Source organism: Vreelandella sp. F11 (assembly GCF_042466685.1).
GTDB lineage: Bacteria > Pseudomonadota > Gammaproteobacteria > Pseudomonadales > Halomonadaceae > Vreelandella.
Genome location: NZ_CP170448.1, coordinates 4,485,683 through 4,509,026, shown reverse-complemented (window position 1 = coordinate 4,509,026; position 23,344 = coordinate 4,485,683). Strand labels below are relative to the sequence as shown.

General features: G+C 58.3%; 23 protein-coding genes. 13 read left to right on the top strand and 10 right to left on the bottom strand.

Going from position 1 to position 23,344, the window contains the following annotated elements; translation table 11 throughout:
• Nucleotides 1-3 precede the first annotated feature (3 nt).
• From urtC to urtE, 3 genes are read left to right on the top strand one after another with little or no spacing between them, the layout of a single operon-like run.
• Entirely contained in the window at nucleotides 4-1,167 is a 1,164-nt protein-coding gene (gene urtC, locus ACFIOZ_RS20540) for an urea ABC transporter permease subunit UrtC (protein WP_386080898.1), read from the top strand.
• Nucleotides 1,164-2,000 (top strand): urea ABC transporter ATP-binding protein UrtD, encoded by an 837-nt coding sequence (gene urtD, locus ACFIOZ_RS20535; RefSeq protein WP_226246484.1) that lies wholly within the window; start codon nucleotides 1,164-1,166, stop codon nucleotides 1,998-2,000. The genes urtC and urtD overlap by 4 nt, the downstream gene beginning before the upstream one ends.
• Nucleotides 2,000-2,707: an urea ABC transporter ATP-binding subunit UrtE gene (gene urtE, locus ACFIOZ_RS20530; protein ID WP_386080896.1), complete on the top strand. Its 708-nt coding sequence runs from the start codon at nucleotides 2,000-2,002 to the stop codon at nucleotides 2,705-2,707. The genes urtD and urtE overlap by 1 nt, the downstream gene beginning before the upstream one ends.
• Before the next feature lie 16 nt (nucleotides 2,708-2,723).
• Here the strand turns inward: urtE and ACFIOZ_RS20525 are convergent, their stop codons facing one another.
• Both ACFIOZ_RS20525 and ACFIOZ_RS20520 read right to left on the bottom strand, forming a co-directional pair.
• Nucleotides 2,724-3,188: an RES family NAD+ phosphorylase gene (locus ACFIOZ_RS20525; RefSeq protein ID WP_386080895.1), complete on the bottom strand. Its 465-nt coding sequence runs from the start codon at nucleotides 3,186-3,188 to the stop codon at nucleotides 2,724-2,726.
• Nucleotides 3,185-3,634: an antitoxin Xre/MbcA/ParS toxin-binding domain-containing protein gene (locus ACFIOZ_RS20520; protein WP_386080893.1), complete on the bottom strand. Its 450-nt coding sequence runs from the start codon at nucleotides 3,632-3,634 to the stop codon at nucleotides 3,185-3,187. Before ACFIOZ_RS20520 ends, ACFIOZ_RS20525 begins: the two co-directional genes overlap by 4 nt.
• Nucleotides 3,635-3,824: 190 nt before the next feature.
• Between ACFIOZ_RS20520 and ACFIOZ_RS20515 the strand changes: the two genes are divergently transcribed.
• From ACFIOZ_RS20515 to ureG, 8 genes are all read left to right on the top strand, one after another.
• A complete protein-coding gene (locus ACFIOZ_RS20515; RefSeq protein WP_386080892.1) occupies nucleotides 3,825-5,186 on the top strand; it encodes a diguanylate cyclase in 1,362 nt (453 codons plus the stop codon).
• A 230-nt stretch (nucleotides 5,187-5,416) separates the two neighbouring features.
• Entirely contained in the window at nucleotides 5,417-6,301 is an 885-nt protein-coding gene (locus tag ACFIOZ_RS20510) for an urease accessory protein UreD (RefSeq protein ID WP_386080891.1), read from the top strand.
• Between the two features lie 37 nt (nucleotides 6,302-6,338).
• Nucleotides 6,339-6,641 (top strand): urease subunit gamma, encoded by a 303-nt coding sequence (gene ureA, locus ACFIOZ_RS20505; protein ID WP_211595616.1) that lies wholly within the window; start codon nucleotides 6,339-6,341, stop codon nucleotides 6,639-6,641.
• A 102-nt stretch (nucleotides 6,642-6,743) separates the two neighbouring features.
• Nucleotides 6,744-7,064, top strand: a complete 321-nt coding sequence (locus ACFIOZ_RS20500; RefSeq protein WP_211595617.1) for an urease subunit beta — start codon at nucleotides 6,744-6,746, stop codon at nucleotides 7,062-7,064.
• On the top strand, nucleotides 7,061-8,776 hold the full coding sequence (gene ureC, locus ACFIOZ_RS20495) for an urease subunit alpha (protein ID WP_386080887.1): 1,716 nt from the start codon (nucleotides 7,061-7,063) through the stop codon (nucleotides 8,774-8,776). Before ACFIOZ_RS20500 ends, ureC begins: the two co-directional genes overlap by 4 nt.
• A 156-nt stretch (nucleotides 8,777-8,932) precedes the next feature.
• Nucleotides 8,933-9,493 carry an urease accessory protein UreE gene (locus ACFIOZ_RS20490; RefSeq protein WP_386080886.1) on the top strand — a complete coding sequence of 187 codons (561 nt, stop codon included), beginning with the start codon at nucleotides 8,933-8,935 and terminating at the stop codon, nucleotides 9,491-9,493.
• On the top strand, nucleotides 9,483-10,214 hold the full coding sequence (locus ACFIOZ_RS20485; RefSeq protein ID WP_386080884.1) for an urease accessory protein UreF: 732 nt from the start codon (nucleotides 9,483-9,485) through the stop codon (nucleotides 10,212-10,214). The genes ACFIOZ_RS20490 and ACFIOZ_RS20485 overlap by 11 nt, the downstream gene beginning before the upstream one ends.
• Nucleotides 10,215-10,272: 58 nt before the next feature.
• Nucleotides 10,273-10,911, top strand: coding sequence for an urease accessory protein UreG (gene ureG, locus ACFIOZ_RS20480; protein WP_386080882.1), 639 nt, complete (start codon nucleotides 10,273-10,275; stop codon nucleotides 10,909-10,911).
• 2 nt (nucleotides 10,912-10,913) lie between these two features.
• Here ureG and ACFIOZ_RS20475 read toward each other — a convergent pair whose 3' ends face one another.
• A complete protein-coding gene (locus ACFIOZ_RS20475) occupies nucleotides 10,914-11,840 on the bottom strand; it encodes a YihY/virulence factor BrkB family protein (RefSeq protein ID WP_211595621.1) in 927 nt (308 codons plus the stop codon).
• Between the two features lie 499 nt (nucleotides 11,841-12,339).
• Between ACFIOZ_RS20475 and ACFIOZ_RS20470 the strand changes: the two genes are divergently transcribed.
• The gene (locus ACFIOZ_RS20470; protein ID WP_386080879.1) at nucleotides 12,340-14,133 is read left to right on the top strand and encodes a methyl-accepting chemotaxis protein; all 1,794 of its coding nucleotides are present in this window, start codon (nucleotides 12,340-12,342) and stop codon (nucleotides 14,131-14,133) included.
• A gap of 100 nt (nucleotides 14,134-14,233) precedes the next feature.
• Here ACFIOZ_RS20470 and ACFIOZ_RS20465 read toward each other — a convergent pair whose 3' ends face one another.
• Genes ACFIOZ_RS20465 through ACFIOZ_RS20445 form a run of 5 tightly spaced genes read right to left on the bottom strand, consistent with a single transcriptional unit; the run spans nucleotide 14,234 to nucleotide 20,265 of the window.
• Nucleotides 14,234-14,479 carry a formate dehydrogenase subunit delta gene (locus ACFIOZ_RS20465; RefSeq protein WP_386080878.1) on the bottom strand — a complete coding sequence of 82 codons (246 nt, stop codon included), beginning with the start codon at nucleotides 14,477-14,479 and terminating at the stop codon, nucleotides 14,234-14,236.
• Nucleotides 14,480-14,490: 11 nt separating this feature from the next.
• Nucleotides 14,491-15,333 (bottom strand): formate dehydrogenase accessory sulfurtransferase FdhD, encoded by an 843-nt coding sequence (fdhD, locus tag ACFIOZ_RS20460; protein WP_386080877.1) that lies wholly within the window; start codon nucleotides 15,331-15,333, stop codon nucleotides 14,491-14,493.
• Nucleotides 15,330-18,221, bottom strand: coding sequence for a formate dehydrogenase subunit alpha (fdhF, locus tag ACFIOZ_RS20455; protein WP_386080875.1), 2,892 nt, complete (start codon nucleotides 18,219-18,221; stop codon nucleotides 15,330-15,332). The genes fdhD and fdhF overlap by 4 nt, the downstream gene beginning before the upstream one ends.
• Entirely contained in the window at nucleotides 18,218-19,774 is a 1,557-nt protein-coding gene (locus ACFIOZ_RS20450) for a formate dehydrogenase beta subunit (RefSeq protein ID WP_386080873.1), read from the bottom strand. Before ACFIOZ_RS20450 ends, fdhF begins: the two co-directional genes overlap by 4 nt.
• Nucleotides 19,771-20,265 (bottom strand): formate dehydrogenase subunit gamma, encoded by a 495-nt coding sequence (locus ACFIOZ_RS20445; protein WP_386080872.1) that lies wholly within the window; start codon nucleotides 20,263-20,265, stop codon nucleotides 19,771-19,773. The genes ACFIOZ_RS20450 and ACFIOZ_RS20445 overlap by 4 nt, the downstream gene beginning before the upstream one ends.
• 129 nt (nucleotides 20,266-20,394) lie before the next feature.
• On the opposite strand from ACFIOZ_RS20445, the gene ACFIOZ_RS20440 reads away from it, so the two are divergent.
• On the top strand, nucleotides 20,395-21,450 hold the full coding sequence (locus ACFIOZ_RS20440; protein WP_386080871.1) for a substrate-binding domain-containing protein: 1,056 nt from the start codon (nucleotides 20,395-20,397) through the stop codon (nucleotides 21,448-21,450).
• A gap of 104 nt (nucleotides 21,451-21,554) precedes the next feature.
• On the opposite strand, the gene ACFIOZ_RS20435 is transcribed toward ACFIOZ_RS20440, so the two are convergent.
• Nucleotides 21,555-22,838 (bottom strand): TRAP transporter large permease, encoded by a 1,284-nt coding sequence (locus tag ACFIOZ_RS20435; protein WP_386080870.1) that lies wholly within the window; start codon nucleotides 22,836-22,838, stop codon nucleotides 21,555-21,557.
• A complete protein-coding gene (locus ACFIOZ_RS20430) occupies nucleotides 22,838-23,344 on the bottom strand; it encodes a TRAP transporter small permease (protein ID WP_308335532.1) in 507 nt (168 codons plus the stop codon). Before ACFIOZ_RS20430 ends, ACFIOZ_RS20435 begins: the two co-directional genes overlap by 1 nt.

Genomic DNA, 23,344 nt, shown 5'->3' with positions numbered 1-23,344 from the left:
GCGATGTCATTAACGACCGAATCATCGACCAATTTTTGGCTAACACGCCCATTCAGCGAACGCTCGACGCAGATTTTTCTTGGCGTTTTAGTCGCCGCGCTGGCACTGGTGACGCTGCTACACGTGGCGGTGCCGCCGGAAAACCCGCTGCATATTGGCGCCTATACGGTCAATCTGTTCGGTAAATACCTAAGCTACGCGCTGCTCGCCGTGGCGGTGGATCTGGTGTGGGGCTATCTGGGTATTTTAAGCCTTGGCCACGGCGCCTTTTTTGCCATTGGCGGCTACGCCATGGGCATGTATTTGATGCGCCAGATTGGCGATCGTGGCACCTATGGACACCCGGTACTGCCCGACTTTATGGTATTCCTGAACTGGGACAGCCTGCCGTGGTTCTGGCAGGGCTTCGATATGGCCTGGTTTGCGTTTGCCATGGTACTGCTGGCTCCGGGGCTGCTGGCGCTGGTGTTTGGCTTTTTGGCGTTCCGTTCGCGAGTCACCGGGGTGTATCTATCGATCATTACCCAGGCGCTGACGTTTGCCCTGATGCTGGCATTTTTCCGCAACGAAATGGGCTTTGGCGGCAATAACGGCCTGACCGATTTCCGCGAAATTGTCGGCTTTGACCTGCGCAGTGACGCCACCCGTTTGGGGCTTTTTCTGGCCACCGGCATTGCCCTGGCGTTGGGGTTTATCCTCTGCCGAGCCATTGTCACCAGCAAACTGGGCCGGGTCAGCGTGGCCACTCGTGACGCCGAAGCGCGTACGCGCTTTCTCGGCTATCGGGTCGAACGCTTTCAGCTGTTTGTGTTTGTGGTTTCAGCCATGCTGGCCGGTTTGGCGGGGGCGCTCTATGTACCCCAGGTGGGGATTATCAACCCCAGCGAGTTCTCGCCAATTTTCTCCATTGAGATTGTGCTGTGGGTAGCACTCGGCGGTCGCGCCACGCTGTATGGCGCGGTGATAGGCGCCATTTTAGTTAACTACGCCAAAACCATCTTTACCGGTGTCATGCCCGATGCCTGGCTATTTGCCTTGGGCGCGATGTTCGTGCTGGTCACAGTGTTTCTGCCCAAAGGCGTGGCGGGGCTGTTTCACTATCTCAAGCGTCGCAAGCGCGAAGATAATACAGCCACACCCAGCACGCCCAAGGAGGCCTCCGCATGAGTTTGCTGCAATCGCTGACCCAGCGTGACCGGGTGTTCGATTTTATGGTGCCCCAGGCATCAAAGGTGGACGTCCGCCATGGGCCGATTCTGTATATGGAGGATGTCACCGTCAGCTTTGATGGTTTTAAAGCCATCAATAATCTTAATCTAACCATTGATGACGGCGAGCTGCGCTGCATTATCGGCCCTAACGGGGCGGGCAAAACCACCATGATGGATATCATCACCGGCAAAACCCGCCCCAACAGCGGCAGCGTATGGTTTGGCAGTCGCCATAATCTGCTGCATATGAACGAACCCGATATCGCCAGCCTGGGCATTGGCCGCAAGTTTCAAAAGCCCACGGTGTTTGAAGCGCTGTCGGTGTTTGAAAATCTTGAGCTGGCCATGGCCGCCGACAAGCGGATCTTCCCTACGCTGACTGCCCGTATGACCGGCGAGATCAAAGACCGCATCGACGAAGTGCTGGAAACCATCGGCCTTACAGCGCTGCGCCATCAGCCTGCGGGGATTCTCTCTCACGGCCAGAAGCAGTGGCTGGAGATTGGCATGCTGCTAATGCAGCGCCCACGCCTGCTGTTGGTGGATGAGCCGGTAGCGGGGATGACCGAGCAGGAGATGGAGCGCACCGCCGAGCTACTGACAGGCCTCGCCGGTAAGCAGTCCGTGGTCGTGGTCGAGCACGATATGGGCTTTGTGCGCTCAATCGCTCGTCAGGTAACGGTGTTGCACCAGGGCAGCGTGCTGGCGGAAGGCACCATGGATCAAGTCTCCAACGACCCCAAAGTGGTCGAGGTCTACCTGGGTGCTGACGACGAGGAGGCCGCCTGATGCTTGCGATTGAACAACTCAACCAGTTTTACGGCGAGAGCCACACGCTGTGGGATCTTGACCTTGAAGTGCCCACCGGTCAGTGCACCTGTGTGATGGGGCGCAACGGCGTGGGCAAAACCACGCTACTGAAAGCCGTGATGGGTGAGGTGGCGGTGAAAAGCGGCGAGTTGCGCTATGCCACTGAAGCAGGTGACATCGAGCTCACCAAAAAGGCCGTTGAGGCCCGTTCCCGGCTGGGCATTGGCTATGTGCCTCAGGGGCGGCAGATTTTCCCGCTACTGACCGTGGAAGAGAACCTGCGCACCGGTCTTGCCGCGCGCAGCGACGGACTGAAGAAAATCCCCGAGCGGGTCTACGAGCTGTTCCCCGTACTCAAAGAGATGAAATACCGCCGTGGCGGCGACCTTTCCGGCGGCCAGCAGCAACAGCTGGCGATTGGCCGCGCGCTGGTCATCGAGCCTAAGCTACTAATTCTTGATGAACCGGGGGAGGGGATTCAGCCCAACATCGTGGCGCAAATCGGTCAGGTAATCCGCCAGCTGATCAAAGAGGATGGCCTAACGGTGCTGCTGGTAGAGCAGAAACTACCTTTTGCCCGCAAGTATGCCGACCGCTTCGTGATCATGGATCGCGGCCGTCCGGTGGCCAAAGGGGAGATCAGCGAGCTCTCCAATGAGCTGATCAAGCAGCATCTGACGGTTTAAGTTATCCACACCCGGTTCAAAGTCTTGGATCGGGTAGAAATGGCAGTGCCTCGGCTGACGCGACGATTTGATCGAATAAGGGGTGTGCCGGGTTGAGCATGTAATTGAGCTCTCTCGGCACGACCACGCTCGGCACTGCCAGTGCCAGACTTTGGCCAGACGCCAGCCAGCCATCACCCAGTTCGGCGGTCTCTGCGGGCGCGGGTGCTTCCCGCCAGTTTTCAGGTAAATCTTCGGCGCCAACGCTGAGAATGCTCTCGGCGGGTAGCGTCAGGTGCAGCAGCGTATAGGCATTAAGCAGCCGATAGCTTTCCAGATTCACCATAATTTCCAGTAGCGCCAGCGATTCAGCGCTTGCCACATACACACAGGCATTGCCTGGGCTGTTCCAGCGCCCACCGTAAAGCCGTGCGCCTTCGCCATCAAACGCTGTCTCCTGAAACTTGCGCTTCACCAGCCGGTAAGCGGTGACCTCGCTCATACCGAGACCCCGTGCTCCAGCCGCCCGATCAAGTTAAGCACCGTTTGATACTCCGCCGAGGTTGCGCTCATTTCGACGGGACGGCGCCCACCTAGCCCGGCATTAGGCTTGAGCAGCCAAGCGCGTGCGCCATCGGCGTCGCCTTCAAACAGGTCCAGCGCCGCTTTAAAGAGCTCAGCAAAGCGATACAGCCGATCGCTTTCCGCCATCTTGAAACGGCCCGTTTTGGCGCGGCGGCTCAACGTGGCAGGGGGAATGTCCACATAGCTCGCCAGTGCTTTCTGCTCAATACCTGACACTTTGGCAAGCTGAGGGTAAACCCGGTACTCCACGCCTTCATGCAATAACTCATGCAGCTTTCGGCCACGGGCAGGCAGGCCAATTTGTTGCCAGAAACCGAACGCCAAGGCTTTGGGTGGTTGGTACTGAGTGAAATGGACATCCATGGCGTTTTCCTCATTTGATACTTTAAAGTGCTATCAATTGATATACATGATGCATTTGCCGGCGTCAAGTGATGCACATAGCAGAGAAGGTATCTGGCGGGCTAATCGCTAAAACCCTGTTCTGTGTTCGGTTGCAGGCGATTTTTTGCCTGTAACATTGATTGATTTAGCAATAAGAAGCAGGTGGGGTATGCGCTATAAAGATAAATATCAGCTCGCCGCCGAGTGGCAGACGCTTCTGGAGCGTACGCCTAAGCCGTTGCGGCAAGCCGTCGAAACGTTGGTAGAGCAGCACTGCCAAAACTTTGCTAACCACTTTTACAGCGTAATGCTGGAAGACCCGCACGCCTCGCTATTTCTCTCCAACGACCAAGTGGAGCAGCGTTTAAACCCCTCTATGCAGCGGTGGCTGAAGGCCATGTTCGCCGTCGAGCACGCTGATTTCGAGTCCCTGGTTGAGCAGCAGGAAAAAGTGGGGCAAGTGCATGCCCGTATCGAAATTCCGGTTAACTTGGTACTTAACGGAGCACGGCAACTGAAGCAGGCGTTTTATGAGCAGATCAACGCCACGCTTAAAAGCCCGCTATCACCGGGGGATGCCGCGGTGTATGTCTCTGACCATATCGATATGGCCATGGAAATTATGAGCCACGCCTACTCAGTGGCCAGTGACCGTAATGCGCGCACCGAAGAGGCATACAAGTTGTTTTCACTTACTCAGAGCATTGGTGATGAGCGTGAACGCCAGCGTTCGGCGTTGCTGAACTGGGAAAACGCACTGATGTTTGCCGTCGCCGCCCAGCAGAATATCGCCACACTGCCGCGGTTATCCAATTCCGATTTTGGTCTGTGGTACTTCCATAAAGCGTGCCATGCGTTTGAGGGCGTGCCGGAGATTGCCACTATTTCGCGCCATATTCAGCAAGTGGATCGTGAGTGGCTGGAAGTTCTGCTTCATGAAGATCCTAGTCAGCGGCTCAGAGCGCTTGGTGAGATTCGTGACGCCGCTCGCACGGTGTTGATGCTACTCGATAATGTGTTGGAGCGCGCCTCCGGGTTAGATGCCGGTCGCGACAGCTTAACCCGGCTGCTCAACCGCAAGTTTTTGTCGGTGGTGCTTAGCCGCGAAATTGAAATCGCCCGCCACTCGGAGCACAGTTTTGCGCTATTGATGGTGGATATCGATCACTTCAAGTCGATCAATGATACCCATGGGCACGACGCTGGCGATAACGTGCTGCAGCAGGTGGCGAGCCTACTTGATCGCTCTACCCGTGGGGGAGATTATGTATTTCGAATGGGCGGCGAAGAGTTTTTGATTGTGCTGGTCAATACCGACCATGATGGCAGTCGGTTATTTGCTGAGCGTTTGCGTCAGTCGGTGGCTAAAGAGCCAATGCTCGCTGGCGCCGATACGCTGCTAAATGTGACGATTAGCGTGGGAGTCACACTCCACGACGGCCACCCCGACTATCACCACGCCTTACAGCGGGCCGACCAGGCGCTTTATCAAGCGAAGCGCAGCGGGCGGGATCGAGTGGTGGTGCAGTGATGTTGCTGAAGGTATGCAGCGAACATTAATGCGTCTTTCTGGTGCGTATCGTATTTGTCTGTTCTTTTTTGGTGCGTTATGTGCGCGATAAGTACGCGCTAGGCGCGCGTTATGTGACCTATTGCGACGATCCAAGCCCTCCCGCGGCCGCAAAATAGGTTTTTCACCATTTTGGCGCATTAATTGCAGTGGTTAGTGAAAAGCTCACTGTAAGGAAGCGATAGCCACCCATGATTCTGAGCGATATCGCCAACCCCCGCATCGCCTCTGGCCACCGCTTCGATGCTGGCCGCCGCTGGGCAGCTTCGTTAGCGCTCACCTTCGCCCATCGCGACGGCGCCACACGCATGGTGCAGGCGCGCCATCAGGGGCCACTGCGGGTGCAGCGCCCTTTCTACCCGGAAGGGCGCGGTGAGGCTTGCCATGTCTATGTGCTACATCCGCCGGGTGGGTTAGTCAGCGGCGATGCGCTCACCATTAGCGCCCACGTTGAGCGCGGCGCTCATGCACTGCTGACGACCCCAGCCGCCAATAAACTCTATAAAGCTGACAGCCAGGGCGTCGCCTGGGCGCAGCACACCCGGTTAAGTGTGGAAGACGGCGGCACCCTTGAGTGGCTGCCCCAGGAGACCATCGCCTTTGATGGCTCTAAAGGCGAGCAGCGCACCCAGATCGACCTTCACGGCAGCGCCCGCTGCCTGGGCTGGGAAGTGATGGCACTGGGTCGCCCGGCCAGCGACTTACCCTATGTTTCCGGACGCATTGAGCAGCACTTCCGCTTAACCCTGGATGGCAAGCCGCTGTGGCTAGAGCGCCAACCGCTAGACCCACTACACCCTCGCTTTGCCGGGCGCTGGGGGCAGGGCGGTGCCACAGTGCAGGCCACGCTCTGGGCGGTGGAGGTTGCCGACGCACCTGCGGCTATTGAGGCCCTGCGTGAAGCCCTACCGGATAACCCGCGCTGGGCAGTCACCGTGCGCCACGGCGTACTACTGCTGCGCTATCTAGGCAACTCGCGCAACGAAGCCTGGGCGCTGTGTGAACAAGCCTGGCAACTGCTGCGCCCCCGGTGGATTGAGCGCGCCGCGCATACACCACGAATTTGGCTAACTTAATTCGTATCACTGTGATGCATTGCTGGAGACATATTCCATGGAATTAACCCCAAGAGACAAAGACAAACTGCTGCTGTTCTCCGCCGCCCAACTGGCGGAGCGCCGCAAGGCGCGTGGTTTAAAACTCAATTACCCGGAAGCGGTGGCGCTAATCAGCTTTGAGATTATGGAAGGCGCCCGGGATGGCCGCAGCGTGGCCGATCTGATGAGCTATGGCCGCGAGATCCTAAGCCGTGACGACGTGATGGAAGGCGTCGCCGAAATGGTCGACGAAGTGCAGGTGGAAGCCACCTTCCCGGATGGCACCAAGCTGGTCACTGTCCATACGCCGATTGTGTGAGGGGTTAAGGGTGAGGAGTGAGGGGTTAATTGTGAGTGGTGAGTGGTTTTACTCCTCACATCTTACTCCTTACACCTCACAACAAAACGAAGGAGCAACCAGATGATTCCTGGTGAGTATCAGTTAAAAGAAGGTGATATCGAGCTTTGTGTGGGGCGTGAGCGGATTAGCGTGGAAGTGGCCAATACCGGCGACCGCCCGATCCAGATTGGCTCCCACTACCACTTTGCCGAAGCCAACCCGGCACTGGTGTTTGATCGCGACAAAACCCGAGGCTTTCGCTTGGACGTGGCCGCAGGCACGGCGATTCGCTTTGAGCCTGGCCAAACCCGTGAAGTCACGCTGATTCCTTTTGTCGGCAAGCGCGAAATTTACGGTTTCCGCGGCGATGTGATGGGTGCGCTGGATGGAGGTAAACAATGAAACCGACCAATAAGATCAGTCGGCAAGCCTACGCCGATATGTACGGCCCCACGGTGGGCGACCGCGTGCGCCTGGGCGATACCGAGCTGTGGATTGAAGTCGAGAAAGACGCCACCCATTACGGCGATGAAGTGAAGTTCGGCGGTGGCAAAGTGATTCGCGACGGCATGGGCCAAAGCCAGCGGGCCGACGACACGGTGATGGATACCGTGATCACCAATGCGCTGATCCTAGACTGGTGGGGTATCGTTAAAGCCGATGTGGGCATTCAAAACGGCCGCATCGCCGCGATTGGCAAAGCCGGTAACCCGGACACCCAGCCAGATGTTGAGATTGTGATTGGCCCCGGCACCGAAATCATCTCCGGCGAAGGTAAGATTCTGACCGCGGGCGGCATCGACTCGCACATCCACTTTATCTGCCCTCAGCAGGTGGAAGAGGCGCTGATGAGCGGCGTCACCACCATGCTCGGCGGCGGTACCGGCCCGGCGACAGGCTCCAACGCCACCACCTGCACCCCCGGCCCCTGGCACATTGGCAAGATGCTGCAAGCGGTGGACGATATGCCCATGAACATCGGCTTTCTAGGCAAAGGGAACGCCAGCCTGCCCGAGTCTCTGGAGCTCCAGCTCCAAGCGGGCGCCATGGGTCTCAAACTGCACGAAGATTGGGGCACCACGCCTGCCTCGATCAATAACTGCCTTAACGTGGCAGACGCCTACGATGTGCAAGTGGCGATCCACACCGACACCCTGAACGAATCGGGCTTTGTGGAAGACACCCTGGCCGCATTCAAAGAGCGCTGCATTCACACCTACCACACCGAAGGTGCGGGCGGTGGGCACGCGCCGGATATCCTCACCGCTTGCTCGAAAGCCTACGTGCTGCCGTCATCCACCAACCCGACGCGGCCCTATACGGTCAACACCATCGACGAACACCTCGATATGCTGATGGTGTGCCACCATCTCGACCCCAATATCCCCGAAGACGTGGCCTTCGCCGACTCACGCATTCGCCGGGAAACCATCGCCGCCGAGGATATCCTCCACGACCTGGGCGTGATCTCGATGATCGCCTCGGACTCACAGGCCATGGGGCGGGTCGGTGAAGTGGTCTGCCGCACCTGGCAAACCGCCCATAAAATGAAGATCCAGCGCGGCCTGCTGCCGGAAGACGAAGCCCTGGGCGCCGATAATTTCCGCGCCAAACGCTATATCGCTAAGTACACCATTAACCCGGCGATTACCCATGGGATTGCCCATGAAGTGGGCTCCATCGAAGTCGGTAAATTGGCGGATCTGGTGCTGTGGAAACCGGCCTTCTTTGGCGTTAAGCCAGCGATGATGATCAAAGGCGGCATGATTGCGGCGGCGCCCATGGGTGACCCCAACGCTTCGATTCCTACGCCGCAGCCGGTGCATTACCGCTATATGTTTGGCGCTTTAGGCCGTGCGGCGAGCCAAACCCGGCTCAGCTTTGTTAGTCAGGCTGCGTTGGATGCGGGGATTAAAGAGACGCTGGGGCTGAACAGCGAGCTAGCGGCGTGTAAAAACGTGCGCCAGGTGCGCAAGCAGGATATGAAGCTGAATGATGCCTGCCCCGATTTGACCGTCGACCCGCAAACCTACGAGGTGCGCTGCGATGGCGAAATTTTAACCTGCGAGCCCGCTACCGAGCTACCGCTGGCGCAGCGTTATCATTTGTTTTAATTGAGGCTATTTCACGTAGGTAGAGGTGACGGGGGTAGGCCGTAGAGAGGGTCTTTTGCCATGGATGGCAAAAGTAGCGTACAGGGAGGTATTCACAGCGCCCTCTCGTAGGCCTACCCCCGGCACAGCCGCATAGATAGCGAAAGGATGATACCAATGCTCAAACTCATAGAACGTTTAGGGCCGATAGACGAGAGCGCGGCGAGCGACACACTTACGCTGCCCTTTGAGCTACGCATTCGTGGGCGCTTAAAAGCGCAAAGCGATAGCGGCCGCGAGTTGGGGCTATTTCTTGATCGCGGCCCGGTGCTGCGCAGCGGCGAAGGTCTAAAAGCCGAAAGCGGCGAAGTGGTGCGTGTCTGCGCCGCCGTAGAACCGGTGGTGACCGCGCGAGTGAGTACTGGCTTACCATTGGCACGATTGGCCTACCATCTTGGTAATCGCCACGTTCAGCTGGCGCTGGGTGAAGACGAAAAGGGCGCTTGGGTGCGCTTCCCACCGGATCACGTGCTGGAAGAGCTCGCTGTGCTATTGGGCGCTGAACTGGAGCACCATGAGGATACCTTTGACCCGGAACCGGGCGCCTATAATCAGATAGGCGGCGGTGGCCACTCACACGGTCATTCGCATGGCCATTCCCACGGGCACGGCCATTCCCACGACCACGATCACTCCCATAACCATTCGCACGCCCATGAGCATCACCATGCCCACTGAACTCGCCGCGCTAGAAAGCCAAAGTGACGAGCTGGCGCTGCTAGGGCTGATGCAGTTGGTGAGCCCCGCACTACCGATTGGCGCCTTTGCCTTCTCCCAAGGCTTAGAGAGCGCTTTTGAGCTGGACTGGGTGCGCGACGAAGCCAGCCTTGCCGAGTGGCTAAATGGTGTTCTGGAAGATGGCCTAACTCGCTGCGAGCTACCGGTGCTGGCGCGGTTGCTTGAAGCATTAGGGCAGGCGGATAGTCAATCAATCGCCGCATGGGATGAGTGGCTGGCCGCTACTCGGGAAACCGCCGAGCTCGCCGCCGAAGATAGCAGGCTGGGCGCCTCGCTAAAACGCCTACTGGGCAGCTTGAACCTATTACCCAACGAGCAACTGCTGCCAAGTGAGGACTTACTACCGCCCTTGCTGCCAGAGAATCCAGGCTATGTAACGCTGTTTGCTTACACCGCCCACGCCCGCGGCGTGTCTGTTCGCCAAACCCTGCTGGGCTTTGCCTGGGCCTGGCTGGAGAACCAACTGGCGGTGGCCTGTAAAGCCTTGCCGCTTGGCCACACCGCTGCCCAGCGTGTGATCGAACAACTGCGCCCAGCGCTAGTGGATGCCGTTAATCAGGCGTTGGCGCTTGAGGATGAAGAACTAGGCCCGGTGCTACCCGGCTTGGCTCTGGCCAGTGCGCTACACGAAACTCAGTATTCACGCTTATTTAGAAGTTAACGGGTTTAGAAGACAAAGAGCTTAGAAGTTAACCAGCTTATCGATTGAGGAGAGAAAAATGACTCACTGTTTACGCGTTGGCGTGGGTGGCCCGGTTGGTTCCGGCAAAACCGCACTGCTCAAGCAGCTCTGTTTAGCGCTGCGGGACTACTACGATATCGCCGTGGTCACCAACGACATCTACACCCGAGAAGATGCCGATTTCCTGCTCAAGCACGACGCCTTACCGGCGGATCGTATTTTAGGCGTGGAAACCGGCGGCTGCCCGCATACCGCTATTCGCGAAGACGCCTCCATGAACCTGGCCGCCATCGATGAGCTACAGGGGCGCCATCCCAAGCTGGAGCTGGTGATGGTGGAGTCGGGTGGTGATAACCTCTCGGCCACGTTTAGCCCTGAGCTTTCCGACCTGACGCTCTATGTGATTGACGTTTCCGCCGGGGACAAAATCCCCCGCAAAGGAGGGCCCGGCATCACCAAATCAGACTTGCTGATTATCAACAAAATCGATATTGCCGAGCAGGTGCACGCCTCGCTTGAGGTGATGGAGCGCGACTCTAAAAAGATGCGCGGCGAGCGGCCCTTCGTGTTTACCAACCTCTATGATGGCGTAGGGCTTGAGGAGATCATCCGCTTTATTCTCGATAAAGGGATGCTGGATGAGCGGCGCCCGCAGGCCGAAGCGACCGCTAGCTAACGTCATTCGACCCGCGTAATCGGCTGCCGGCTGGGGTCGACGTGCCATGGCAGGCCAAGGCGGGTATTACGTTCCAGTTCGGCAATCACCTGGGCGCCCAACAGTAAAATGATGGCGCCCACTTCAAGGCTAATCAGTACGATTACCAGGGCGGCCAGCGAGCCGTAGACAGCGTTCACAAACGACAGGTTGGCGAAATAGTAAACCAGTAACAGCCGAACTCCCTCCCACATCAGTGCCGCGACGAAGCCGCCTACGATTGCACGGCGTAACGCGATGCGCACCACCGGCAGCACTTTGTAGATAGCGCTGAAGAGTAGAAAAACACCGATGAAGCTGGCTAGGTTAAGCACTGGTTCAGACAGCCCCGCCAATGGCAGTTCTCGGTCGAAAATGGCCATGACCAGCGCATTCAGCGAGCTGGCCAGGGTCACCACCAGGGTGAGCACCATCAGCGCCGCCCCCAGCACCACCATAAAGGCGTAGGGCAACATCACCGACACCCAGACGCTGCGCTTGATATGCGGGCTATCTGGCGCGTGGAAAATGATTGCCAGAGCATCTTCCAGCATACGAAAAGCGAAGGAGCTGAAGAGAAGCAGGATAGGAAAACTCAGAATGCCGATCACGTCTCGCGACTCCAGCAGGCTGCGAACGGCTTCCAGCAATACCTCCGCGTGGGCAGGCGCCATATGGCGTGCCTGTACGGCCAGCACATTGAGCAGATGCTGCTGATCCACTACCTGGGTTAACAGCACAACGAGCACGGCAAAAAGCGGCACGATAGAGAGCAAAATGTTGTAGCCCACCCCGCCGGCCAGCAGGACGCCGTGATTTTTCAAAAAATTGCGTAAAACGCGCCAAGCAAAGTGAGCCAACCGAGGGAGCAGGAGCAAGACAGCGCTAACAAAGGGGTGGTTTCGAACCATGCTGGCTATTCTCCTTGCACATTAGGCCCTGTCGCCATGATACGCTGATGGCGATAGTTAGTAACAAAAGCCCGTACTAAGGGCAAATAACAAGAGCAAATAACAAGGAAGTCACGAAGCGGCTGATCTGACGTCAGGTGAGGGCAGTAAGAAGTGGGAAGGAGTAAAAAAGCGGGAATGAACGAGCCAGAAATTAACTGACCGCCCTACAAACAAAAAGGTCGCCCTGACCAGGCGGTAGGGAGGTCAGGGCAACCGAAGATTGTGGTTTAGCATCGTGCTAAAACGGGCCATCCCTGGCCACCACACCTCCACCTTGGACGTTTATTGCATGCATAACCTTAACTTAGGTTATGAACCTAATTATTAATTGCTAATTGTTTGAATATTAAGTTAAAAAAACCAAAAGCTGGTTAAAGTTTGCTCATTTTAGGTCGATAAGGCCCTTATAACTATTAAAAAATCTTCACTCAAGACTGACTCTGGAACTTGCTCACAAATGACCACTTCTACTGCTCCCAAACGAGCCCTTGGTTTACAGACCAAGGTGCTGATGCTTGTACTGCTCCCCCTTCTGTTAGTGACGGTTGCGCTGGTCGGCTTTAAAGCCTATAGCAACATCCAAGACACCCGTAACGTACTGGCAGAACAGCGTGAAATGCTTATTGAAGAGCGCCGCCATGGGGTACGCAATATTGTCCAGATGGCGACTTCTGCCATTGAGCCCATTTACGAACAAGCCGGCGCCAACGATGAGGCCGCCAAGCAGCGGGTAGCTGAGCTGGTGCGTTCCATGCGCTTTGAAGACAACAACTACATATTCATCTATGACTATGACGGTAACAATATCGTCACGGCGCCGGCACCGGAGCGTGAAGGCACCAATATGATTGATGCACAAACCCCTGATGGCACCTACCTGATTCGCGAGATCATTAAGGTCGCCCAGAGTGGCGGTGGCTTCTACAGCTATATGTGGGATTACCCAGGTACCGACAGAATTGAACCCAAGCACTCCTTCGTTGACCGCCTTGAAAAATGGGGCTGGCTCATTGGTGCTGGGGTTTACGTTACCGATGCTGACGATGCCATTGCCGAACTTGAAGCCGCGGCTGCGGCCGATTTGCGTCAAGGTATTATATTTGCCTCCCTTTTGGGGCTGGGTCTCTTTATCGTGATTGCGCTGATTGCGTATGGTTTGGTGCGTCGCACGCTGGGGCCAATCAAGCGCACAACCGCGGCGATGCAAGACATTGCCCAGGGACGCGGTGATTTAACCCGTCGCTTGGCAGTTGAAAGCAGCGATGAAATTGGCGAGCTTGGCGTTCAGTTCAATGCCTTTGTAGCGCGGATGCAGGATACACTGCGCGATGTACGCCGCAGTACGCTTAGCGTGCACCAGGCGGCGGGGGAGATCTCACAAAGCTCAGATGAGCTTGCCACCCGTACCGAGCAGGCGGCGGCTAATCTCCAGGAAACCTCGGCTTCCATGGAAGAGATCACCTCGACGGTCAACCACAGCGCGGACAATGCCCAGCAGGCCAATACGCTGGTGCTTTCCACCGCTGACGTGGCCCGCGAAGGTGAAACCGCAATGGGGCAGGTTGAGACCACCATGCAGGATATCAACGACTCCGCATCGCGCATCAGCGACATCATCACCATGATTGACTCGATTGCCTTCCAAACCAATATTCTGGCGCTTAACGCTTCGGTGGAAGCCGCACGGGCGGGAGAGCATGGCCGTGGGTTTGCCGTGGTGGCGGAGGAAGTTCGCACCCTGGCTAGCCGCTCAAGCGATGCTTCCAAAGAGATTCGTGCCCTTATCGATACGTCCGTTCAGCATACTGAATCGGGCGCGAAGCTGGTGCGTAGTGCGGGCGACACCATGCGCGAGATTGTCTCTAGCGTGGCGAAAGTCACCGATGTGATCGGTGAGATCACCGCGGGCGCTAAAGAGCAGAGCAGCGGTATCGGCCAGATCAACACCGCCGTGGCTGAAATGGACACCATGACCCAGCAGAACGCCGCCATGGTAGAAGAGTCGACCACCGCCGCTGCCAATATGCGCCGCCATGCAGAGCATCTGAATCAGCTAATCAACTCCTTTGTGCTAGGCGAAGATGAGCCACAGCATCAGGCGCTAGCCTCTCCGGCGCCTCAGCAGCGTGGCAGCGATAGCGCCATGAAGCGTCCTGCGCTTTCATCCCACGCCTCATCACAGCCCTCTTCAAAGCCCTCTTCAAAGCCCGCACCGGCGAAGCATGCCGCAGATGAGTGGGAAGAGTTCTAACGCTGATGATCAGTGCTGGTGATATCAGCACTTATGAACGATGGGTATAAAAACGGGGCTTGCCAGATGGTAAGCCCCATTGCGTTAACGCCGGTGATGTTTATCCGGTATGGCGCTTGGCCAGTCTTTCCGCCAGCAAGGTGACGGCGCGCTTTGCCAGTGGTGAAAGCGCGGTATCCTCGCGCTCCAGTGTGGCGACCAGGCGATGCTTCATAGAGCGTGCCCAGAAGGTCTCCAAGTGGCGGCAGGTGGCCGCAGCGGCCGTTTCTTCATCGCGACCGCCGCCCAGGTTAGCGGCGATCTGGTTGGTCATGTGAATCAGTTGAGTATCTTGGTGCGACGACATTGCGTGCCTCCTTAGCCATGGGCCATCGCCACCGACGTGGGGCGATGGTAAATCAGGTGGCGGCCGGGCCGCGCAAAGCCTGCCAGTAGCAGCCCCGCTGTCTGGGCCTGCTCCACCGCCAGCGCCGTGGCCGCTGAGACCGCCACCAGGGCGCCAATACCGGCACTGGCACACTTGTGCACCATCTCGTAGCTGGCACGGCTGGTGACCAGTGCGAACCCTTCGCCGAGGGGAAGGGCCTCGCGGGCAAGGGCCTCGCGGGCAAGGGCACCAATCAATTTGTCCAGCGCGTTATGGCGACCAACATCCTCGCGGAGCCGTTGGATGCGCCCCTGGGCATCGCACCAGGCGGCGCCGTGGCTTGCGCCAGTGGCTGACTGCAGGGGCTGGTGGGCGGCCAGTTCCTGCAGCGAGCGCTGAATGGCGGCATCGCTAAGTGATGGCGCCATGACAGAGGGGATCGGACGAATGGCCTGCTCCAGAGCTTCGGTGCCGCACAGGCCGCAGCCGGTGCGTCCTGTCAGGCTGCGCCGCCGCTGTTTGAGCTCAGCCATCCGCTGACTGGCAATGGTGAGGTGAACGGTTAGGCCTTGGGGCGCTTCGTGAATATCGAGGTCGTAGCACTCATCGGCATTTGCCAGGATTCCTTCGGAAAGGCTGAAGCCGAGGGCAAAATCCTCAAGGTCGGCGGGGCTTGCCATCATCACTGCATGGGAGATGCCGTTGTAGACCAGTGCCACCGGCCTTTCCAGGGCCAGTAGATCCTCCTGAGTATCGGTGTACCAGCCGTTAGCGCCACGGCGCACCTCCACCGGCTGGCGTGCTACCGCATCGCGGGTGTGGTGGGTGCTCATGGCGCCTCCTGATGAGCGTTGGCCAGGTGGTCACGCTGGATCAGGTCGAACGTGCTAAAGCGCTGCTGCCAGGCGGAGGGTTGGCTGACTTTTTCCACCTGCACCGCCGTGACCTTGTACTCCGGGCAGTTGGTGGCCCAGTCCGAGTTGTCCGTGGTGATGACGTTGGCGCCGCTGCCAGGATGGTGGAAGGTGGTGTAGACCACTCCTGGCTGCATGCGCTCGCTGAGCCGCGCGCGCAGTACTGTCTGGCCCGAGCGACTGGTGATGCCCAGCCAGTCACCGTCACGCACGCCGCGCAGTTCCGCATCTGATGGGTGCAGTTCCAACACATCTTCATCGTGCCAGCGCTGGTTGTCGGTACGCCGGGTCTGGGCGCCCACGTTGTACTGGCTGAGAATCCGCCCGGTGGTCAGCAGCAGCGGGAAGCGGCGGTTAGCGCGCTCTTCCGTGGCCACGTACTCGGTAATCGCAAAGCGCCCCAGGCCAATGGGGAAGTCAACCTCGTGCATGGTCGGCATGCCCAGCGGGTACTCGGCGTTGCAGGGCCACTGCAGGCTGCCGCGCTCCTCCAGCTTGGCGTAGCTGACGCCCGCAAAGCTTGGCGTCAACTGGGCGATCTCGTCCATGATCTCGGACGGATGGGTGTAGTGCATCGGGTAGCCCAGCGCGTTGGCCAGATCCTGGGTGACTTGCCAGTCCTCCTTGCCGGCCACCGGGGGCGTCACCTTGCGTACCCGGTTGATGCGCCGCTCGGCGTTGGTGAAGGTGCCGTTCTTCTCCAGGAAGCTTGAACCGGGCAGCAGCACGTGGGCGAACTTGGCCGTTTCGTTGAGGAAAATGTCCTGCACGATCAGGCAGTCCAGCGACGTGAGCGCCGCCTCGACGTGCTGGGTGTTGGGGTCGGACTGGGCGATATCTTCGCCCTGCACGTAAAGCGCTTTAAAGGTGCCTTCGATGGCAGCGTCGAACATGTTGGGAATGCGCAGCCCCGGCTCGTCGTCGAGCTTGACGCCCCACACGGACTCAAAGCGGCCCCGGGCGATGGGGTCGGCCACGTGTTGGTAGCCCGGCAGCTCGTGGGGGAAAGAGCCCATGTCACAGGAGCCCTGGACGTTGTTCTGGCCGCGCAGCGGGTTCACGCCTACGCCCTCTCGGCCAATATTGCCGGTGGCCAGGGCCAGGTTGGCAATGCCCATCACCATGGTGGAGCCCTGGCTGTGCTCGGTGACGCCCAGGCCGTAGTAGATGGCACCGTTGCCCGCCGTGGCGTAGGTGCGCGCTGCCTGACGCACGGCCTCGGCGGCAACGCCAGTAATGGCTTCGCTGGCCTCCGGGGAGTGGCGCGGTTCGCTGATAAAGTCGCGCCAGGCACGGGACGCTTCGGTGTCGCAGCGCTTGGCGATGAATTCCTTGTCCTCTAGGCCTTCGGTCACCACCACGTGGCCTAGCGCGTTGACCAGCGCCACGTTGGTGCCCGGGCGCAGCGGCAGGTGCTGGGCCTCGCCCAGGTGGGGTGTTTTCAACAGGTCGATGCGGCGTGGGTCGGCGACGATCAGCTTCGCCCCCTGGCGCAGGCGCTTGCGCATCAGCGAGCCGAACACCGGGTGGGCGTCGGTGGGGTTGGCGCCAATCACGATGATCGCATCAGCCTTCATCACTGAATCAAACGTCTGGGTTCCCGCCGACTCGCCCAGCGTGGTCTTCAGCCCGTAGCCAGTGGGCGAGTGGCAGACCCGCGCGCAGGTGTCGGTGTTGTTGTTGCCAAACGCCGCGCGGATCAGCTTCTGCACCAGGTAGGTCTCTTCGTTGGTGCAGCGCGAGGAAGTAATGCCGCCGATGCTCTCGCGACCGTGCTCGGCCTGAATCGCTTTCAGGCGGCTGGCGGCAAAGGTGATAGCTTCTTCCCAACTGACTTCCCGCCAGGGCTGGTCGATGCTGTCGCGAATCATCGGCGTGGTCAGGCGATCCGGGTGGGTGGCGTAGCCGAAGGCAAAGCGCCCCTTGACGCAGGAGTGGCCGTGGTTAGCGTCGCCGCCCTTGTAGGGCACCATGCGTACCAGTTGGTCCCCCTTCATCTGGGCTTCAAACGAGCAGCCCACGCCGCAGTAGGCGCAGGTGGTCACCACACTGCGATCCGGCACGCCGTGGTCGATCACGCTTTTTTCCATCAGCGTGGCCGTGGGGCAGGCCTGCACACAGGCGCCGCAGGAGACGCAGTCCGAGTCCATGAAGGCGTCGTTCTGGCCCGCCGACACTTTGGAGTCGAACCCGCGGCCGTCAATGGTTAGCGCGAAGGTGCCCTGGACTTCGTCGCAGGCGCGCACGCAGCGCGAGCAGAGGATGCACTTGCTGGCATCGAAGGTGAAGTAGGGGTTGGATTCGTCCTTAACGGCGTCCAGATGGTTCTCGCCCGTAAAGCCGTAGCGCACTTCACGCAGCCCCACGCTACCGGCCATATCCTGCAGTTCGCAGTCGCCGTTGGCGGGGCAGGTGAGGCAGTCCAGCGGGTGGTCGGAGATGTAGAGCTCCATCACGTTACGGCGCAGCTTGGCCAGCCGCTCGTTCTGGGTGGTCACCTTCATGCCTTCCACCACCGGCGTGGTGCAGGAGGCAGGCAGGCCGCGGCGGCCTTCGATCTCCACCGCGCAGAGGCGGCAGGAGCCAAACGGCTCAAGGCTGTCGGTGGCGCACAGCTTGGGAATGTTGATATCCGCCAGTGCCGCCGCGCGCAGTACCGAGGTGCCCTCCGGCACACTGATCGTCACGCCGTCGATAGCAAGGCTCACCGAGGCAGCGCCGACGGCCTGGGTAGGGAAGGGGGTACCGAGGTCTTTGCCGTGCTCGATCTGCTTGGCATGCTGCTTGGGGTCAAAATGTTCGATCATGATCTGTCTCCGTTCGCCGCCCGCTGGAAGTCGCCGGGGAAGTGTTTCAACGCGCTCTGTACCGGGAAGGGGGTCATGCCGCCCATGGCGCAGAGCGAGCCATCCACCATCGTTTCGCAGAGGTCGTGGAGTAGAGTGAGGTTGGCCTCGCGATTGTCATTGGCGCGAATGCGGTCAATCACCTCCACGCCCCGGGTCGAGCCGATTCGGCAGGGCGTACACTTGCCGCAGGACTCCACCTTGCAGAACTCCATCGAGAAGCGTGCCTGTTCGGCCATATCGACGCTGTCGTCGAACATCACCACGCCGCCGTGGCCGACGCCTGCGCCCACCTCGGCGAAGGTTTCGTAATCCAGCGGCATGTCCCATTGGCTTTCGGGCAGGTAGGCGCAAAGCGGCCCGCCCACCTGGACAGCACGCAAAGGCTTGCCGGTGAGCGTGCCGCCGCCGAACTCCTTCATCAGCGTGCGCAAGGTGGTGCCAAAGGCGAGCTCCACCAGACCGCCACGCTTGACGTTGCCCGCCAGTTGGAGGGCCAGCGTGCCCCGCGAGCGGCCCATGCCGTGATTGGCGTAGGCCTCGGCGCCTTCGGCCAGAATGAACGGTACGGCGGCCAGTGAGAGCACGTTATTGACCACCGTAGGGCGACCAAACAGCCCCTCGATGGCGGGCAGCGGCGGCTTGAAGCGCACCAGGCCGCGCTTGCCTTCAAGGCTTTCGAGTAGTGAGGTTTCTTCGCCACAGATATAGGCCCCGGCGCCGAGGCGTACTTCCAGGTGGAAGGTACGGCCACTGTCGCGGAGGTTGTCGCCGAGATACCCGGCGGACTCGGCGCGGCGAATGGCCTCGTCGAGGATCTCTTTCGCCAGCGGGTACTCCGAACGCAGGTAGATATAGCCTTGGGTGGCGCCCACCGCGAGCCCGGCGATAGTCATGCCTTCGATCAGCATATAAGGGTCGCACTCCATCGCCAGCCGGTCGGCGAAGGTGCCGGAATCGCCCTCGTCGGCGTTGCAGACGATATATTTCTGGTCGGCGGGCGTGTCGAGCACGGTCTGCCACTTGATGCCGGTCGGGAAGGCGGCCCCGCCGCGCCCGCGCAGGCCGGAGGCTTTGACTTCCTCGACGATATCCTGGGGCTCGCGTTGCAGGGCTGCCTCCAGGCCGCAAAAACCGCTATGGGCGCGATAGTCATCAATCGACAGCGGATCAGTGATGCCAATACGCGCGAAGGTCAGGCGCTGCTGACGAGCGAGGTAGTCAATCTCTTCCGTGGGGCCCAGTGCCAGGGGATGGCTGACGCTACCTTCGAGCAAGCCGCTGTCGAGCAGCGCCGCTACATCCCCCGGCGTTACCGGGCCGTAGGCGAAGCGCCCAATGGGGGTTTCAACTTCCACCAGCGGCTCAAGCCAGGCAAGACCGCGGGAGCCGTTGCGTACCAGGGTGATTGACTGACCGCGTGCGGCGGCCTCTCTTATCAGTCGGCTAGCGATCACATCGGCACCCAGCGAAAGTGCGGTGGTATCGCGGGGGACAAAAACACGAATGCTCATCCCATCACCTCCAGCGGCCGGGTTTGTAGCTCATCCATCAATTCATCGAAGGCTTCCGGGGTAACGCGGCCGCGTATGCTGTCGTCCACGCGGATCGACGGGCCGCAGGCGCAGTTGCCCAGGCAGTAAACGGCTTCGAGGGTGATTTCGTGATCGGCCGTGGTCTGGTGGTAGTCGACCCCCAAACGCGCCCTGGCGTGGGCTTCGAGCTGGCGCGCCCCTACCGACTGACACGCCTCGGCGCGGCAGATCTGTACCACGTGGCGCCCCGGCGGCGTGGTGCGAAAGTGGTGGTAGAAGCTGATGACACCGTGCACTTCGGCACGTGTCTGGTGGAGGGCATCGGCGATGATGGGTACCGCTGCCTCAGGGATGAAGCCGATGCGATCCTGAAGGGCGTGGAGGATCGGCAGTAGGGCGCCGGGCTTGTGTTTCAGAGCGTCGACCTCGGACTGAATTGCCTGCGGCGCCCACTCCTGGGAATGGTTCATGATGCCCTCCTCACGACTGCTTATTATGTTTTAAATATGCACTGCTTTTCATATTTAAAAAGACGTGCATCACGGTTAAGACAACGCTAGCATCAAGTTATCGACTTAAAAATATGAAATAGTGTGCCTATGAAGCGGATCAAGGTAACGCCCACCTGGTGCTTTAGCGATGAAGAGGGGCACCGTCTCGATCCCAACCTTCTGCGCTTGCTGGGGGCGGTGCATCGTCATGGCAAGTTGACCCATGCCGCCGAAGAGGTAGGCATTTCCTATCGCCATGCGTGGAATTTACTGCGCCAGGGCGGGGAGTTTTTTGGTGTTTCCCTGGTTGCCTTGGCGCGTGGGCGAGGGGCGCAATTATCACCGCTGGGTGAAAAGCTGCTGTGGGCCGAACAACGCGCCACCGCCCGGTTAAGCCCACAGCTTGATAGCCTGAGCTCAGAGCTGAATCTTGCCATTCAGCAGCACCAGGAAGGCGTGCACCCGGTACTGCGCCTCCACGCCAGCCACGGTTTTGCGATAGAGCTGCTGCCGCAGCATCTGGGCGAGCTACCGCTTTACCTGCAGTACTGTAGTTCTATGGAGGCACTGACGGCCCTTAACCGTAATGGCTGTGACCTGGCGGGCTGCCATCTGCCCAGAGGCGCCGTAGGGGAAAAGGCTAGGCGTAAATACCGCCGACTACTAAAGCCCCGTTCTCATCGGCTGATAGGGTTTATCGCCCGCCAACAGGGGCTAATGGTGGCGCCGGGTAACCCTTTGGGTATTGATGGCGTTGCGGCGCTGGCCAATAGGCCGGTGACGTTTATCAACCGTCAGGCGTCGTCGGGAACCCGGGAACTGCTGGACAGCCTGCTGGCCGAGGCCGGTATTTCAGCAGCCAACGTCAACGGTTACGAGATTGAGGAGTACACCCACTCGGCGGTAGCGGCCTATGTGGCGGCGGGAATGGCGGATGTAGGGTTTGGTGTCGAGGCGGCCGCGCAGCGGTTTGAGCTTGATTTTGTGCCGCTGGCCACGGAAGACTACTTGCTGGCCTGTCATCACCGCTCCCTGAAAGAGCCTAAATTTGACGAATTCTTGCAGGTATTGCGCGGCGCTTCCTTTCAAGAGGCGGTGCAGGGTCTGCCGGGCTACTCCCCCAGCCAGTGCGGCAGCGTTATCGATATCGCCAGCTTTTTATAAGGTAGGGAGGCATCAAGGTCATAGGTTAGGAGGTAAATAAACGGCCGGCTCTTTAGCTAAAGAGCCGGCCGTATCTCAAGGCCGGGGCCGAATTGCGGGCTTTTTCAATAATTAGTGAACCAAAGAATAATATTGGGGAAAAGTGTGAACATCCCCACTGCTCCTAATAAAATCAGCCAATAAGGCAGCGACGCTTTTGCTGCGGCGGTTAAATCTACCTCATTTTTGGAGATAGAGGATAAGACGAAAAGATTGAGGCCTACAGGGGGAGTGATCATGCCTATCTCTATTAGCAGAGTGACAATGATACCAAACCAAATGGGGTCAAATCCTAAGCTCGTGATCATCGGGAAGGTAATAGGAAGCGTCATCAATAACAGTGATATGCCATCGAAAAAGCACCCTAAAACAATGTAGACAACAACGATCATCAGTAATATGCCATAAGGGCCTAGGCCAAAGTTACCAATGGTTTCTACCGCTGCGCGTGGAATGCCTAATAAGCTCACTGCTTGAGAAAGGATAACCGTTCCAATCAGGATCATGCCGATAGCCGTAAACATGATAGAGGCATGCTTAAACGCTAGCCAAAGACGCTTTAAATTTAAATCTCCCCAGGTCAAACCAAGAACGATGCTGGCTACCACGCCAAGCGCTGCCGACTCCGTTGGCGTTGCTATACCCATGTAAATCGTACCGAGCACGAAGAAGATGAGTATGGGGAGAGGCCAAATCTCTTTTAACCCGTTTAAAACATGTGAGCGGGTTGCGTTCTCTTTGAATATTGGCGTGACAGGTTCGCCGATTTTAGAGCGTATGATAATCCAAGTGGAGAAGGCTAAAGCAATCAGCAATCCCGGCAGCATGCCCGCGATAAAGAGCTTCCCGATGGAAACATTTTGCGTTGCGCCATAAATGATAAGCGCCAGGCTTGGGGGAATTAACAAACCAAGCGTCCCTCCAGCCGCGAGCGTGCCGACCACAACGCTTGGATTGTACCCTCTGTTTTTAAGCTCCGGGTAGCCCACTGCCCCTATGGCCGCTGCCGTAGAGGTGCTGGAGCCACTCACTGCACCAAACAGCGTGCAAACGGCAATATTGGTATGCAGTAATTGGCCCGGGACGCGGGCAAACAGAGGAGTAAGGCCATTATAGACGCGTTTGGAGACGCCGCTTGCCAGCAGTATTTCACCCAGGAATATAAATAATGGGACTGCACTTAAGGTGAAGTCTGTCAGCATGTTCCACGTGGCGTTAATGGCTAAGGGCGTTGCTCCGTTTGCCTGAAAATAGAGCAGCAGTATGCCTGTCAGCCCTAACGCGGCCCCCAAGATGGCTCCACTGGTCAGAAATATAACCAAGCTTCCACTTAATAATAGCCAGCTCATTAAATGACATCCTCTGTTAAGGTGGCGTCGGCTGCTGGCTGCTTCAGGCCATGCGTGATCTGAACTAACATGCAGAGCACCATCGATAACGGCATAATCGCCATCCACGGCCAGAGCAGAATGCCGCTAATGTCCGTGCGTGAATTAAGCGAAAACGAGAAGTTCATGAAATTCCAGGACTCATAGGCAAAAATAGAGCAGAAGGTAAGTAGTGTTATAACACCAATAAAATCCATTACCTTGGCGATACCTAACGGTACTAAATTGATGAGTATTTCAATTCGAATATGGCGTCCCTGATTAAGTACATGAGGCAGGCAAAGAAAGGTGAGTGATAAGAAGAGAAGACCGGCGAGTTCATCTGAAAAGCGTAGGGGGCGCCCGCCCAGATAACGCATTAATGTACTGATGAATATCAGTGCGGTCATGCTAACACCGCTCGCTACGCCAAGAAGAAAAGAGCCATAGGCCACTTTATGAATAACCCTGTTAATGTTCACAATCAT

Excerpts from the sequence above, each read along its gene's own strand:
- urtC (WP_386080898.1), top strand. The coding sequence starts at position 4 with ATGTCATTAACGACCGAATCATCGACCAATTTTTGGCTAACACGCCCA.
- urtD (WP_226246484.1), top strand. The coding sequence starts at position 1,164 with ATGAGTTTGCTGCAATCGCTGACCCAGCGTGACCGGGTGTTCGATTTT.
- urtE (WP_386080896.1), top strand. The coding sequence starts at position 2,000 with ATGCTTGCGATTGAACAACTCAACCAGTTTTACGGCGAGAGCCACACG.
- ACFIOZ_RS20525 (WP_386080895.1), bottom strand. The coding sequence starts at position 3,188 with ATGAGCGAGGTCACCGCTTACCGGCTGGTGAAGCGCAAGTTTCAGGAG.
- ACFIOZ_RS20520 (WP_386080893.1), bottom strand. The coding sequence starts at position 3,634 with ATGGATGTCCATTTCACTCAGTACCAACCACCCAAAGCCTTGGCGTTC.
- ACFIOZ_RS20515 (WP_386080892.1), top strand. The coding sequence starts at position 3,825 with ATGCGCTATAAAGATAAATATCAGCTCGCCGCCGAGTGGCAGACGCTT.
- ACFIOZ_RS20510 (WP_386080891.1), top strand. The coding sequence starts at position 5,417 with ATGATTCTGAGCGATATCGCCAACCCCCGCATCGCCTCTGGCCACCGC.
- ureA (WP_211595616.1), top strand. The coding sequence starts at position 6,339 with ATGGAATTAACCCCAAGAGACAAAGACAAACTGCTGCTGTTCTCCGCC.
- ACFIOZ_RS20500 (WP_211595617.1), top strand. The coding sequence starts at position 6,744 with ATGATTCCTGGTGAGTATCAGTTAAAAGAAGGTGATATCGAGCTTTGT.
- ureC (WP_386080887.1), top strand. The coding sequence starts at position 7,061 with ATGAAACCGACCAATAAGATCAGTCGGCAAGCCTACGCCGATATGTAC.
- ACFIOZ_RS20490 (WP_386080886.1), top strand. The coding sequence starts at position 8,933 with ATGCTCAAACTCATAGAACGTTTAGGGCCGATAGACGAGAGCGCGGCG.
- ACFIOZ_RS20485 (WP_386080884.1), top strand. The coding sequence starts at position 9,483 with ATGCCCACTGAACTCGCCGCGCTAGAAAGCCAAAGTGACGAGCTGGCG.
- ureG (WP_386080882.1), top strand. The coding sequence starts at position 10,273 with ATGACTCACTGTTTACGCGTTGGCGTGGGTGGCCCGGTTGGTTCCGGC.
- ACFIOZ_RS20475 (WP_211595621.1), bottom strand. The coding sequence starts at position 11,840 with ATGGTTCGAAACCACCCCTTTGTTAGCGCTGTCTTGCTCCTGCTCCCT.
- ACFIOZ_RS20470 (WP_386080879.1), top strand. The coding sequence starts at position 12,340 with ATGACCACTTCTACTGCTCCCAAACGAGCCCTTGGTTTACAGACCAAG.
- ACFIOZ_RS20465 (WP_386080878.1), bottom strand. The coding sequence starts at position 14,479 with ATGTCGTCGCACCAAGATACTCAACTGATTCACATGACCAACCAGATC.
- fdhD (WP_386080877.1), bottom strand. The coding sequence starts at position 15,333 with ATGAGCACCCACCACACCCGCGATGCGGTAGCACGCCAGCCGGTGGAG.
- fdhF (WP_386080875.1), bottom strand. The coding sequence starts at position 18,221 with ATGATCGAACATTTTGACCCCAAGCAGCATGCCAAGCAGATCGAGCAC.
- ACFIOZ_RS20450 (WP_386080873.1), bottom strand. The coding sequence starts at position 19,774 with ATGAGCATTCGTGTTTTTGTCCCCCGCGATACCACCGCACTTTCGCTG.
- ACFIOZ_RS20445 (WP_386080872.1), bottom strand. The coding sequence starts at position 20,265 with ATGAACCATTCCCAGGAGTGGGCGCCGCAGGCAATTCAGTCCGAGGTC.
- ACFIOZ_RS20440 (WP_386080871.1), top strand. The coding sequence starts at position 20,395 with ATGAAGCGGATCAAGGTAACGCCCACCTGGTGCTTTAGCGATGAAGAG.
- ACFIOZ_RS20435 (WP_386080870.1), bottom strand. The coding sequence starts at position 22,838 with ATGAGCTGGCTATTATTAAGTGGAAGCTTGGTTATATTTCTGACCAGT.
- ACFIOZ_RS20430 (WP_308335532.1), bottom strand. The coding sequence starts at position 23,344 with ATGATTGTGAACATTAACAGGGTTATTCATAAAGTGGCCTATGGCTCT.